Consider the following 14,014-nt stretch of genomic DNA (forward strand, 5'->3'; position numbering starts at 1 on the left):
AGTAATGGTATAAATCGGATGAATGATTAAGTTGCTGCTACAGTATTAGCTTTTGGTTTTAAAAACCACAACTGTATAAGTAAGGCAAAGGCCACAATGCCACCGAGCATGGCAAAGTCTTTACCCAGGTTGCCTGCATCGGTTGATTTACCCAACCAATCGGTGATGAAAGCTCCGGCAAACACGCCGGTCATGTTCATCAAACCATATGCTGTGGCCCGGTATTTTGATGATACAAACTGACACAAAATGGGCATGTTGTTGGCATCGAACATACCAAAGCCAAAACCAAAACAAAAAGCTGCTCCAATAACGCTAAATAATGAACTGCCAAAGCCAATGAACAACAAGGCAGGAATGGTTAAGCCCAAACCGATAGCACTGGTGTAAATGCGGCCCCGAATATTTTTTTGCACCCAACGGTCGGATAAAATACCGCCGAAGATGACACCAATAAAAGAAGATGCGGCAATAGTAATGGTTGACAATGGACCAGCTTTCGACATATCAATATGCAGGCTGTCGGCAAACAAAGTGGGCAGCCAGTTCTTTACACCCCATCCCGGCAAGCTGGGCACAGCAAAATACAACAGGATAATCCAGAAAGAAATATTGCTGAAGAGGAGTGCCAATCCTTTCGTAACAGAAGGCTTCTCAGTGCTACTTCTTTCTACTGTAGTTGATTTTTTCTCTCTTAAAAAAAACATTAATACAAAGGCATACACTATACCAATCAATCCAAAAGTATGAAAGGCTGCCTTCCACGAAAAAGCAGCAGCCATGGTAGCACCAAAACCACCCAATGCCTGGCCCATGTACAAGCCCGTCATGTGAATGCCAATGGCAAGTGATCTTGTTTTGTCGCTGTGATAATCGGCAATGAGTGCCAGCCCCGCAGGTATGTACAAAGCCTCACTCACACCCATAATGGCACGAAGCCAGTAGAGCTGTGTAAAGTTTTGTGCATAGCCCATGGCGAGTGTAACGGCACTCCACACAAACAAACTGATAACGATCAGCCATTTACGATTTACCCTGTCCGCTATAATGCCCGCTACCGGGCTCATAAAACCATAAATCCACAAAAAGATGGCCATGAGCCTGCCAAAGTTGGTGGCGGTTTGCAACTCAGCAATATCGACCATCATCGATGGTTTCATGGTACTCAGCATTTGCCGGTCCATGTAGTTGAGGAGTGCCACTACCCACAGCAGCCCAACTACCACCCATGCATACGATTTGTGCTGTTGCAAACTCATAGCTAATGCAATTTAACGGATATGATATACGGGCTACGTACGCCGGCTTTTACTTCACCACTTGGTATAAACACCCACTGCTTCCATGGTACTGCTATAGTAGTAACCGGTGTTGCATAAGGCAATCTCCCTGCTTCTTTCCATCTTTTACTATCCACATGGTATTGATACACTTGCTGATGAAACCCCGGATGCTGACTTTGTAAAGCAATCTTTTGCTCATTCAATTTGGCTGCTTGTGCAGCATCTTTGGTTTGTGCAATGGATTGTATCAAAGCTTCCACCTGATAAAAAGTTTCACCGGTATCGCCACCAAAAAGCATCAATCCATCTTTTGTAACCACTGCTGTTCCGGCAGACAGTGCAACTGGCATATCAGCCAAGGATGTCCATGCTTTCGATGTTACATCCATACTGTAGAGTTTTGATGAAAATGCACTTAAGCCATTGCTTTGTTTATACCGGCCAGCCGCTGCAAACAGTATGTGCTTACCCTGTTGCTTTCGGTGCAGCAATACAAAGTGCGATAGTGGTTGTGGCAAAGCAATCCAACTCTTCCAGCCTGCGGCTGGTGCCTGCAAATCGAGGCGATACATGGCGGCGGTAGTACCTGCAGCTGTTTCGCCACCGCCTACATACACATAGCGGTCATCGGTGCAGGCAGCAGCGTTGGTAGTAGCCACCGGCAAGTCGGGCAGGGCAGTTGTTTGCAGTTGGCCGGTAGCAGATAAACTCAACAACCAACAAGCTTTGCTTAATCCTTTTGCCGATTCTCCACCGGCCACTACAATTCCATCAGCAGTACTGCACACGGCAGCATATGCCAGCGGCTCCGGTAGCAAGCCCGTTCTTTCCAGCAGGAGCTCCGCATTTTTTTGAATGGCATAAATGTATACCCGTTGTTGATATACTTTTTTGCCACCCAGCCACGGCATGCCATCCGGAAAATTAGCACCACCCGCTACCAGCAGGCAGTTGTCGTACACGCCGGTAATAGGCCCGGCCACGCCTTGTACAGCTGCTGCTCCGGCATGGGTAAGGTCGGCAGCCAGTTTCCAATGCTGCAGTACAGGCGCTGCCTGCTGTGCAGCCACAGGTTCTGCGGTTTGCATCATCATGAGGAGAAATATCAGCAACAGGCACCGCATGGTTTATGCAAGGGTAGCCTGAGGTAACTGTGAACAATAAGTAGCAAATTGCTGCGCTGCATTGTCTTGTGCAAAGGCTTCAAACTGTGCAGCACTCATGTTTTGTACCGGCAGGCGAAACTGTCCGCAATCCAACCCAATCAACTTCATAAATGCCTTTCCGGTAGCAATGCCACCGTACTTGCCCAGCAACCGGATCATATCAATAGATTGCTGCTGCAAGGCCCGTGCTTTTTCCAAATCACCGGCTTCAAAAGCAGCGATCAATTGCAGGTACAATGGTGTAGCATAGTTGAAAGTGCTACCCACAGCACCTTTGGCGCCCAGTGCCAATGCTGCCAGCATGTTTTCATCGCGGCCCCACAGCATATCATATTGCCCATTGGCAAAATGCAGGCAGGAGAGGAAGTCCATGAAATCTTCATGCGTGTATTTGATGCCCGCAAAATTGGGCAGGCGCCCATGAATCGCTTTCAACAAATCATACATCGTATGCTGCACTCCCGTAAGCACGGGAATATGGTAATAATAAAAAGGCAAATCGGGCACAGCAGCAGCCACTTCTATACAACAATCTGCAAGTGCCTGCACAGTTGCCGGTTTAAAATAAAATGGTGCGGTGAACGAAACAGCATCCATGCCTGCATCACGGGCAAACAGCGCCAGCTCTTTACAATCGGTAAGGCTGGTACCGCCCAGCAAAGGCATCACCGTAAAGTCGGCATCAGCTGCTTGCTACTTTACCCCAGGCAGTAATCACCGCCATTTTTTCTTTGGCCGTCAGCGATACACCTTCTCCCGTGCTCCCACAAATAAAAGCGCCTTTTACACCATTGCTTTTTAGCAAAGCATAGTATGCAGGAATCATTTCTGTATGAAGACTTCCATCGGCATGCATGGGGGTAAATGGCGCTGCAATCAACCCTTCAAGGTGTGGCAAAGACATAAATCAAAAACTTCAAGATGAGAAAATACAAGGGGCACTTGACTACCCCTTGCTATCAAAACTACTGCTTATGAGAAACCAATATTAGTATCCTGCAGTTTGCACCAACAATGGATCATTATTGAGCATCGTAAGTGACAATGGCAGGAGGAATTTGGCGGCGGTAGACGCAGAGAAATACGTGGGGTTTACATTGGCATACACATAGGTATCGCCTGCACGGCGCAGGGCCCACCAGCGTTTGCCTTCCGCTATAAATTCCCGCAGGTATTCTTCCAGTATCGCATTCATATTGGCCGTAACACCCGCATTGGTATGTGGCGTGTAACCGGCACCGTATGCACGAAGGCGAACAGCATTGATTTCTGCTGATGGGTCTTCACCCAATTTTGCTTTTGCTTCTGCCAGCAACAGCAACACATCTGCATAGCGGTAGATAGGGAAGTCGTTGTTGTAAATCTGAGAGGTACCAGCTGTGGTGCCAATGTACTTGGTGAGCATCACGCCTCTTACTGCATGTGGTGGTGCAGTTGAGTACATGGTTTTGAAACTGTAGTTGATGCGCTGATCCGGAGTACCACTGGTAAGGCGGGTAAGCATGGCCTGATTGAAACCAATGCGGTTGGCACCATTTACATACGGATACACAGATGACACTGTTGGCGTAGGTGCTTGAGCAAACGACAAGGTGTTGGCCTGAATAGAGTTTACCAAAAAGCTGCCAAACATACCCATCTGCGACTGCTGCAATTCGTAGTTAATCGCAAAAATGATTTCCTTGTTGTTGGTCTTTTTAGTGGGGTCAAATACATCGGCATAGTTGGCCTGCAAATCCAGCGTAGCACCTTGCAAATTGCGGATTTCCTGCAGGGCTGTTTTAGCAGTAGTCAAATCGGCAGTACCGCCACCCATGTGCGTACCCGACCACAAATACACATCACCTTTGAGTATTTGTGTAGCCACACGGCTCCAGTATACGCGTTTGCCACTGGGCAGTGTATTGCTACTGCCAAACAATCTGAGCGATTCTTCAATGTCAGCCTTCACCTGTGTCATCACGGTATCCACACCGGTACGACGCTTATAGGTTTCTGCAGCATTGTTGATGGCTTCTACCGGTTCTGTATTCAACGGTACATTACCCCAGGTACGCAGCATGGTGTAATACACATATGCCCGCAAGCCATACACTTCTGCCAGTATGCGGTTCTGTTCTGCTACAGGCAAAGTAGTTTGAGGAATAATTTTGATAACGTTGTTGTAATTGTAGATGAGGTTATAAAAACCACCCCAGTTACTAAAAGGTACGTTGAGTGCACTAATGTTGTGGCGATACAAGTTTTGCAAACCACCATCCACCGATTCTGTAAACAAACCATCCACCCAAAGGTCGGAGCGCATTTCGCCCAGTTGAAAAAATGTACCGGCATACGAACGGGTGAGGCCATACACGCCGTGGTACAATGTACGGGCAGCGTTAGGATCACTCAATGCCTGGTCTTTGCTAATGGTATCCTGTGGCACCACAGCATCCAGTTCTTTGGTGCAGGAAGCCATGCCTGCCATCAGCAGCAGGAGGCCCGATATGAAGAGGAGTTTATTCTTTTTCATTGCAAATAATTTAAAGTTGAAAACCAATTACAGCGTTACCCGTACACCAATGGTGAGGCGCTTTGGCAGCGGAAACTTGCCCTGATCTACACCACCCACTTCAGGGAAGTTGCCACTGTAGCCAGAGAGATACAAGAGGTTGCTACCGGTTACATTCACACTCAATCCTTTGATGCGGTTGGCGAGGTACTTGCTCAGCACAGAGGCAGGCAAATCATACGCCATGGTGAGTTCACGCAGCATTACGTAGTCGCCTTTCTCCCACAGGTTGGCAGCAGGGTTGTTGCCGCTGGCATCTGTAGCATAGTTGCGACCCTGGTTGGCCCAGTAGTAGCGTGGCATAGTAGCAGTGGGGTTGCTGGGTGTCCATGTTTTCAACACATCAGTAGTAGAGTTTTGCGAACCCTGTACCTGATTGAGACCCCGCATAATCTGGTTGTTCAAAATCACAAATCCAAAAGCGTAATCAAAGCCGGCATACAGGCGAATGCCTTTGTAAGCTGCTGCCACATTAAAGCCACCCATGTGCTGTGGCGTGGTACGGCCTACGTACACAAACTGGCGTGAGTCGATGGTATCGTTTTGATACACCTGATGCCAATCGGCATCGCCCAGTTGCTTGATGCGCTTATTGGTATACGGCAGGAAAGCATTGTACACATTGGCATCGCTGGTAATTTTTCCGGCGTCTGTATACACGCCATCCCACTTGGGCGCCCATACTTCATCAAGGCCTATGCGTTGTCCTTCTACCATACCACCTACATACATCTGTTGGCCGGGGTTTTTAGGATCCCACACAAAGAAGCCATTGGTACGGTTGCCGGGCAGTGCGTTGAATGGCAACTTCTTGGCAAAGCTGCGCACATGGAAATAGTTGGCACCCACTTCGAGGCTAAAGCCATCTGCTTTCTTCGGCTCAATCAAACGGGCATTCACGGCTATTTCCACACCCTTGTTTTGCAACTGACCAAGGTTGGTAGTAAAGCTGCCAAAACCAGTTTGAGAAGAGATATTCAATCCCGCCAGTTTATCAAACACATTGCGGATGAAGTAATCGAAGTTCAACGTAATCCTGTTGTTCAGGAAACCGAGGTCGGCACCAAAGTTGAGGCTGTTGGTACGTTCCCAACGCAGGTCGGAGTTGATGTAAGATGCCGCATAAGTTCCGCCAAAACCATTGTAGGTACCGGCGTTGTTGTACACCTGTGCGGTGGCAAAATAACCAAGAGAGTTTACGTTACCATTTACACCATAGCTCACCCTTGGTTTTACACTGCTGAGGATTTTGGCTACGCCACTGGCAGCAAAAAATGCTTCGTTGTGCAGGTTCCAACCCACAGATACACCGGGGAAAGTACCATAGTAGTTGCCTTTTTTCAAACGGCTGCTACCATCTACCCGTACAATACCGGTTACCAGATAGCGGTTGCGGTAAGTATAGTTTACCCGGCCAATGGCTGAGGTAATTTTTTCCCACTGGTTAAAGTTGGAAGAAGCACCTGCAGGGTTTACAATGGTGGTACCCTGTACGTTGGGCGGTGTAGCAGCAGTGAGCCAGGGGATAAGATCGGTGGGTGCACCTTGTGCAAAACCAGAGCTCACATAGTTTCTGTACTCATAAAATTCCGTACCAGCCAGTGCTGTAATGGTATGTCCTTTAAAATTCTTGTTGAACTGCAGGAAGGCATTCGTCGTATACTGAATAGCCTTGTTGTTGTTGAAGCTGGCAGCACGGTTCGTATTCATGGCACCACCATTACCCTGCTGGTAAGCCTTGGTAAAGAAATCGTTGGTCGTAAACTGGTAGTAACCAGAACCACTCGCCAATACTTTCAGGTACGGCAAAATGGTATACTCCAGGTTGATGCCACCCAGAAAACGTTGCTGGCTGGTTCTGTTCACCGTAAGGTTGCTCCAGTACATGGGGTTGCCGAGGGTTACATCATTGGGTCCGGGCAGCATGGCACCAGAGGTATCATTGGTATACCGCACGGTGGGCGCCACACCTACAAAGCGCTGCAGCAAACCACCGGCTGCACCACCTTCGGGATCCACGTTATTAAATTGTCCGTAGGGCAATGCCTGCTCTACAGTATAGGCACCAATGTTGGTGGTAATCTTCAGGTCTTTGCCAATGTTCAGGCCACCATTGAAGTTCATATTCATCCGCTTCAGCCAAGAGCCGATAATCATACCATTATCCCGAACGGTACCCAGCGACAATGCATAAGAGCCCTGATCATTGGCACCCGAGAAATTGATATTGTGTTCGTTGGTATTGACCTGTTGCAAAATCATGGCTTCGCGGTCTCTGGCACTCAGGTCGGTGTACAGAATGCTATCCATTTGATTCACATTAAACGGATTGGGATCACCAGCAGTTTCCAACCGGGCTTGCTCAGCAGGCCGCGGTTCTGATCGTTCAGCAACTGCGTGGTGTACAATCCTTCCGGCGAACGCCAGCCATTGTTCACCGCCCAACCCCAGGCACCTACCAGTTGGCCACGGTCGGTATTCATGGCATTGGTATTGTTGTCCAATGAGTCGCCACGAAACCGCGACTGCAAACCAAAACGGTTCATGCGGATATAATCGGCCGCATTTAGGTATTCTGAAGGGTTGCGGCGGATATAGTTGGCGGTATGGCTGTAAGAATAGGTCACCTGTGCTTTTCCCTTACGGCCTTTTTGGTGGTTACCAATACCACACCGTTGGCAGCACGGGCACCATATATGGCTGTGGTTGCCGCATCTTTCAACAGGTCGATGCTGGCCACATCATTGATATCCAAACCATACAGCGAAGGCACAATCACCCCATCCAAAATAAACAGGGGCGTACCTCCACCACCAAACTCTGTACCACCGCGAAACGAAATCGACGGCGTAGTACCCGGCTGGCCGGTACGCTGCTGCACCCGCAGGCCGGGAGCATTGCCCTGCAGCACAGTAGCCACGTTGGTGCTGGGGCTGTGCTCAAATGTTTTGGGATTTACCGAAGCCACAGCGCCGGTTACCTCTTTGCGCTTTTGGGTACCATAACCGGTTACCACCACTTCTTCCAGCTGGCTTACCCGGGGTACCATCGACACATTGAGTGTACTGGCCGTACCTACCCGCAGTTCCAGGCTGTTGAAACCCGTCATGGAAAACACGAGTACGTCTCCCTGAGCGGCTTCAATGCTGAAATCACCCGCCGTGTTCGACTGGGTGCCGGTTGCCTTCCCTTTAATCGTTACAGATACGCCTGCAAGAGGCTTTGCATCATCATCCAGTATTCTTCCTGAAATCTTCCCGGTCTGCGCAAAAGATACCATGGCGACCAGAGTGGCGACTGCAAGAAACCAGTGTTTTAAAAACGTCAATTTCATGACAAGCAGTTTTTGTTTTGTATTATGTATGACATAATAAAGGTAACAAAACTTTACAGGTTCCTTCCAAATAAATCTTTTTACTAATGTAAAATATTATAAATCAATGCTTAGCAACCGGTTTAGGCAAAAACGGCATTTTCCCTACCTTTGAAACAAGTAATACATAATATGGCCATCGAACCTATAGACACTGCTTTTACCTCCATCGAAAACAGCTCGTTGGTGGATAGGGTAGAAGCCAGCCTGGTAGCGCTGCTGCTGCAGCAAAAGCTGAAAGTGGGCGACAGTATTCCCAAAGAAATAGAGCTGGCAGAAAAACTTGGTGTAAGCCGCACCGTAGTAAGGGAAGCCTTGCTGCGCCTGCGCCTCATGGGTTTGATAGAATCGAAAAAGAAAAAAGGGGCCGTCATTACCAGCCCGGATCTGTTTGGCAACCTCAGCAAGAGCATGAACCCGCACATCCTGAGCCCCGAAACCCTGCGGGAAATTTTCGAAATCCGCTTGGTACTCGAAATCGGGATGGCCGACTTTTTGTTTCACCGCATTACCAAAGAAGACATAGCCGAACTACGCCAGATAGTAGCCAGCGAACCACCGGTTACCCAATACCACCTCTTCAACGTGCAACACGAAATTGCCTTCCACGGCAAGCTCTATGATATTACGGGCAATAACACCCTGCACAAGTTTCAAAACATGCTGCTGCCGGTGTTTGACTATGTACACCACAGCGGCCTCCTCAAAAAACAACCCCTGCTCAAAGTGTTTGTGTCGCACAAAGAGCTGGTTGATATCCTCGAAAACGGTACCCCGGAAGAATTTCGCAACGGCATGCGCAACCATTTGGAAAATCATTTTGCCCGCCTTTTCGAAGCGTAAAAAACCTTCGCCCACCAACTTTACACAGCCAGCATAAAGATGCCGCCACAGCGGCGGCCAACTGCACCGAACCCCCTACTTTTACGGCACTGATGAGAACAGTAAAACCCCTGATCTGAGAATGTGCTGCGAACGACCTGAGGTAACATGGTTTGGGGGCGCTTGATTCCTAAAATTGTTATACGCATACAGGTTGTTTGTGGTGGATTTCTTACCGCAGACAGCCTTATTTTTTGCGGTACTTTTCAGGCCTGTTCTAATACCGCTTACTGCAGCCCATGGATGCTTTTTTTTAAAAGCCAAATGTGACTGAGATGGCGAAGCTTTGAACAAAATTGATGGATAGCATTGTCTGCTACACTACCCATATCACCCGAAGCCAGCTGGCTGGCCGTGTACACCAAGCCCCGCTGGGAAAAAAGTGCATGCCCGCCTGCAGGCCAAAGGCATTGTAAGCTATTGCCCCCTCAATGTGGTACACCGCCAATGGAGCGACCGCATCAAAAAAGTAGAAGAGCCTCTCTTTAAATCATATGTATTTGTGCAGGTGCTGCCGCCGGCACAATCCGAGGTTCGCCTCACCGAAGGCGTCATCAATTTTGTGTACTGGAATGGCAAACCCGCCATCATTCATCCACAAGAAATTGATACCATCCGGCGTTTTTTAAACGAATACGACGATGTGGAAGCCCTGCCGGTATTGGCACCGGGGCAGCGGGTACAAATTCAATCGGGCCTCATGATGGGCGCCACCGCTGTAGTAGAAAAAATTGATAACCGCTGGGTAGAAGTAAGCATCGACAGCATTGGCTACCGCCTGCGGGCCAAAATAGACAGCCGCAGGCTGCAACGCATTCCTTAACTTTCTGCTGTGGCAACCCCACTGCACAATCTGCATTATATGATCAACCGGTTGATAACAACGATATGCCGCCAACGCAGCACCGTATTCCTCTTGTTTTTGACGCTGGCCATGGCTGCCTGCAGGCCCTCAAAAGAAGCCGTGGTGGACTACCGCTTCTTCGAAAAAAACATCGACTCGCTGAACAAAGTGGTGCTCAACCTCAAAGAACCCGTCATTCAAAAAAACGACCAGCTCGTCATCAATGTGAGCAGTGCCTCTCTCGATCAATCGCAAACACAGGTGTTTAACCTGCTGGGGGGTAGTACCGGTGGCGGAGCAGCTCAGGCCGGCGCCATTGGCTACCTCGTAGATTATGATGGCAACATCACCCTCCCCGTCATTGGAAAAGTACAGGCGGCCGGACTCACCAAATCGCAACTCATCCAACAGCTGGAGCAAAAACTGGGCCCCTATGTAAAAGACCCCGTGCTCAACATCCGTTTCATCAACTTCCGGGTCATGATGATGGGTGAAGTAGGCGGTCCGGGCTGGCTCAGTTTCCCCAACGAACGGGCCACCATTGTAGATGCCATTGGCCAGGCAGGCATTACCGAGCAAGGCATGCGTACCAATATCCTGCTCATTCGCCAGCAACCCAACGGACAGGTAGAAACTCACCGCATCGACCTCAACGATGCCCTCATCTTTCAATCGCCCTACTACCAGCTGCAGCAAAACGATATCCTCTACGTATTGCCCAACGACAGCAAGCTCATTCAATACCAACGCAACAACTCACCCTTCTTCCGCGACCTGCCGGTATACCTCGGTCTCGTTACCTCCATCATGGCTTTTGGCACACTCATCATCAGTTTGACGAAATAGGGTTTGGGTGGATGAGTTGACGGGTTAACGGGTTGATGAGTTGATAAGATAGTCACACACTACTCAGACTCATGCCGTATCAATCATTTGAAGAATTAAAAGTTTGGCAGGAAGCCAGACAATTAAAAAATGACATTGCATTACTGGTGAAATCATTTCCGCCAGAAGAAAAGTTTCGACTCGTGGATCAGTAAATTCGAAGCTCCCGTTCTGTTGGAATTCAGTTGGTAGAAGGTCATGGCAGACGTACTTATCCTGATCGAATCCGCTTTTGTATCATCAGTAGAGGTTCGTTGAGTGAAACACTTGGCCATTTGATTGACGCTTTTGATGCAGGCTTCATCAACGATGATCAGCTGTCCCGTTTCAGAATAGAAATAGACAAAGTAGAAAAGCTACTAAGTGGCTACATCTCTTGGTTGGAAAAACAAACAAATCAGGATGGAAACAAAAATGCATGACAGCCCCGGATTTATAAATGTCGCTCATTTTGTTGATGCTGCAACGCGTCAACGCATTAACCAGTTAACACGTTAACCTCCCCAACTATCATCTAACACCTGTCATCTATCATCTAATTCATGACTCCATTTCCTTCCGAATACAACCCCACCGGCGACGGTAGTGGCGGCAAATTTTCTCCGGCAGATATACTGTTCAAGTACCTGGCCTTCTTGCCCCTCTTCATCGTGAGCCTTGCCTTGTGCATTGCCGGCGGCATGATATACCTGCGCTACACCACGCCCAAGTACACCAGCAGTGTACAAATGCTGGTAAAAAGTGGCGAAACCAATCCCGTATACGGCAATCAGGGCGACATTGTAGAACGGGCCCTCTACGGCCCCCGCGACATCAATATGAGCAACGAGATTCAAAAGTTGCGCACCATTGCTGTGGTAAAACGGGCGGTCGAAAAAAACAATTTTCACATCCAGTATTTCAACGAGGGCAATATCAAAACCTCCAACCTCTTCGATCAGGTGCCCTTCCGCCTTGTGCCCGTAGCCATTGCCGATAGCAATGCTTCTTACAAAATCCGCTTTACCAATATGTCGCCCTCGGGCTACACCCTGCTGGTAGGCCTCGAAGGCCGTGAAACCCATGTTTGGGGCGATGTACTCAACATCAACGGCAGCCGCTTTCGCCTCGTACCCAAAGACAGCAGCATCTATATCCCCACTACCGATGCCATCAACATTTGCACCTGGGGCTCACCCATGGCCCGGGCCAATGAAATTTTGAATGGCCTGCTCATTTACCTGCCCGACCCCAACACCACCATCCTCAACCTCAGCATCACCAACGATAACCCCTACATGGGCAGGGCCATCCTCGATGCCCTGGTACGGGAATACATTTTGTACAGCGTTGACACCAAAAATGTTGCCGCCGATGCCACCATCCGGTTTATTGAAGAACGTCTCGACTCGCTGAGTGTAGAACTCAAACTGATTGAAAATTCGTTGCGGGATTACCGCGACCAAAACGATGTGCTGCCGGTAGAAGAACAAGCCTCGCTGTTTAGTACCCGCCTCACCGAAAATCAGGAAAAAGCCGCCCTGGTAGACTGGCACCTGGGCATGCTCAACAACATTGAGCAATACCTGCAATCGCCCCGCAAAAAAACCGAACTGGTGCCCAGCTCACTGGGCATTGAAGAACCCACCATTACTGCCCTCATCGGCACCTTCAACTCGTTGCGCCTGGAGCGGGAGAAAACCGGCCGCCAGCAAACCGCCGGCAGCCTGCAGGTGCAGGAGCTCGACAAACAACTGGACGAAGTACAACGCAGTCTCAAAGAAGCCATTGGCAACTACCGCCAGGTACTGCTGCGTCAGCGGGCCGACCTGTTGTCTAAAAACGGCCTCTACACCAGTTACCTCGCCAAAATACCCGACAAACAGCGCCGCCTCCTCGAAATGGAACGCCAGCAAAAAGTAAAAGAAGGTCTTTACCTCTACCTGCTGCAGCGCAAAGAAGAAATTGCCATCACCACCACCAGCACCGACCCGGGTTATGCGGCCCTCAACCCCGCTGGCGGTAGCCTCAATCCCGTAGAGCCCGATGAAGGCAAAATCCGCATGTTCAGCATTTTGCTGGGCTTGCTCCTGCCCATTGGCGTCATCTACCTCCGCGACCTGCTCAACGATAAACTGATGACCCGCGACGATATTGCCAAAGCCACTAAAGTGACCATCATTGGTGAAATTGGCCATGTCGAAAACAACAAGAGTCTGGTGGTGGCCGACAAGAGCCGCAACCTCATCTCCGAGCAGTTCCGCATCATCCGAAGCAACCTGGCCTTTATGATGGAGAAGAAACCCTTCCAAACCATCCTCGTCACCTCTACCGTATCGGGCGAAGGCAAATCTTTCATCAGTATCAATATTGCAGCCGTACTGGCCCTCAGCGGCAAGCGGGTGGCCCTGCTCGAATTTGACCTCCGCCGCCCCCGCATCATGAAGAACCTCGAATTGAAAAAAACAGGCGTGGGCATCTCCAACGTACTCCTTGGCCTGGCCGACCCTGCCGATGTATACACGGCCCTGCCCGGCTACCCCGAGCTACATGTGTACCCCACCGGTATTGTACCCCCCAACCCCGGCGAACTGGTGCTCAGCATCAAAAACAAAGAATTCTTCGACTACCTCAAAGCCCACTACGACTACATCATCATCGACTCGGCACCCGTGGGTCTGGTGAGTGATACCTTCAGTCTGGCACCCTATATCGATACCTCGGTGTTTATTGTTCGCCACCGCTTTACCTACAAGCGGCAGCTGAGCTTTGTCGAAGAAATATACAAACAGGGAAAGCTACCCTTCCTCTGGCTGGTGGTAAACGACCTGAAAATGGGGGCCCGTTTTGGCTACTACGGCTATGGCTACGGCTACGGCAAAGGCTACGGCTACGGCTATGGTCACTACTATGGCTATGGTGGCGGCTACTTCAACACCGGCGCCGACGAATACTACGACATCAAAGTGCCCCAGTGGCGCCGCAAATGGAAAAAATGGAAACAAAAGCTGATGTTTTGGGACCGTTAAACCAGTCAGCAGTTGACAG

13 protein-coding genes are annotated in these 14,014 nt (G+C 49.5%); 5 read left to right on the forward strand and 8 right to left on the reverse strand.

Annotated features, from left to right (window positions below; translation table 11 throughout):
* Positions 1–26 precede the first annotated feature (26 nt).
* From GLV81_RS17605 to GLV81_RS19625, 8 genes are all read right to left on the reverse strand, one after another.
* Positions 27–1,259, reverse strand: a complete 1,233-nt coding sequence (locus GLV81_RS17605; RefSeq protein ID WP_212995042.1) for an MFS transporter — start codon at positions 1,257–1,259, stop codon at positions 27–29.
* A 2-nt stretch (positions 1,260–1,261) separates the two neighbouring features.
* Positions 1,262–2,377: a hypothetical protein gene (locus GLV81_RS17610; RefSeq protein ID WP_197428718.1), complete on the reverse strand. Its 1,116-nt coding sequence runs from the start codon at positions 2,375–2,377 to the stop codon at positions 1,262–1,264.
* A gap of 33 nt (positions 2,378–2,410) precedes the next feature.
* Positions 2,411–3,115: a dihydrodipicolinate synthase family protein gene (locus tag GLV81_RS17615; RefSeq protein ID WP_281350841.1), complete on the reverse strand. Its 705-nt coding sequence runs from the start codon at positions 3,113–3,115 to the stop codon at positions 2,411–2,413.
* A 16-nt stretch (positions 3,116–3,131) separates the two neighbouring features.
* Entirely contained in the window at positions 3,132–3,353 is a 222-nt protein-coding gene (locus GLV81_RS21485) for a dihydrodipicolinate synthase family protein (protein ID WP_281350733.1), read from the reverse strand.
* Positions 3,354–3,437: 84 nt separating this feature from the next.
* On the reverse strand, positions 3,438–4,964 hold the full coding sequence (locus GLV81_RS17620) for a RagB/SusD family nutrient uptake outer membrane protein (RefSeq protein ID WP_157480135.1): 1,527 nt from the start codon (positions 4,962–4,964) through the stop codon (positions 3,438–3,440).
* Positions 4,965–4,991: 27 nt separating this feature from the next.
* Positions 4,992–7,313, reverse strand: a complete 2,322-nt coding sequence (locus tag GLV81_RS17625; RefSeq protein WP_197428719.1) for a SusC/RagA family TonB-linked outer membrane protein — start codon at positions 7,311–7,313, stop codon at positions 4,992–4,994.
* Positions 7,314–7,318: 5 nt separating this feature from the next.
* The gene (locus tag GLV81_RS19620; protein ID WP_197428720.1) at positions 7,319–7,630 is read right to left on the reverse strand and encodes a hypothetical protein; all 312 of its coding nucleotides are present in this window, start codon (positions 7,628–7,630) and stop codon (positions 7,319–7,321) included.
* Positions 7,627–8,337 (reverse strand): TonB-dependent receptor plug domain-containing protein, encoded by a 711-nt coding sequence (locus GLV81_RS19625; RefSeq protein ID WP_197428721.1) that lies wholly within the window; start codon positions 8,335–8,337, stop codon positions 7,627–7,629. Before GLV81_RS19625 ends, GLV81_RS19620 begins: the two co-directional genes overlap by 4 nt.
* Before the next feature lie 171 nt (positions 8,338–8,508).
* Between GLV81_RS19625 and GLV81_RS17630 the strand changes: the two genes are divergently transcribed.
* The 5 genes from GLV81_RS17630 (at position 8,509) to GLV81_RS17650 (ending at position 13,995) form a co-directional block, all read left to right on the forward strand.
* The gene (locus GLV81_RS17630) at positions 8,509–9,219 is read left to right on the forward strand and encodes a FadR/GntR family transcriptional regulator (protein WP_157480140.1); all 711 of its coding nucleotides are present in this window, start codon (positions 8,509–8,511) and stop codon (positions 9,217–9,219) included.
* Between the two features lie 421 nt (positions 9,220–9,640).
* The gene (gene nusG, locus GLV81_RS17635) at positions 9,641–10,081 is read left to right on the forward strand and encodes a transcription termination/antitermination protein NusG (protein WP_197428722.1); all 441 of its coding nucleotides are present in this window, start codon (positions 9,641–9,643) and stop codon (positions 10,079–10,081) included.
* 9 nt (positions 10,082–10,090) lie between these two features.
* Positions 10,091–10,948, forward strand: a complete 858-nt coding sequence (locus GLV81_RS17640) for a polysaccharide biosynthesis/export family protein (RefSeq protein ID WP_197428723.1) — start codon at positions 10,091–10,093, stop codon at positions 10,946–10,948.
* 194 nt (positions 10,949–11,142) lie between these two features.
* Positions 11,143–11,409, forward strand: a complete 267-nt coding sequence (locus GLV81_RS17645; RefSeq protein WP_425500019.1) for a four helix bundle protein — start codon at positions 11,143–11,145, stop codon at positions 11,407–11,409.
* 120 nt (positions 11,410–11,529) lie between these two features.
* Positions 11,530–13,995 (forward strand): GumC family protein, encoded by a 2,466-nt coding sequence (locus GLV81_RS17650; RefSeq protein ID WP_157480143.1) that lies wholly within the window; start codon positions 11,530–11,532, stop codon positions 13,993–13,995.
* Positions 13,996–14,014 lie beyond the last annotated feature (19 nt).

Origin of the sequence: Phnomibacter ginsenosidimutans (assembly GCF_009740285.1) — a bacterium.
Classification (GTDB): domain Bacteria; phylum Bacteroidota; class Bacteroidia; order Chitinophagales; family Chitinophagaceae; genus Phnomibacter; species Phnomibacter ginsenosidimutans.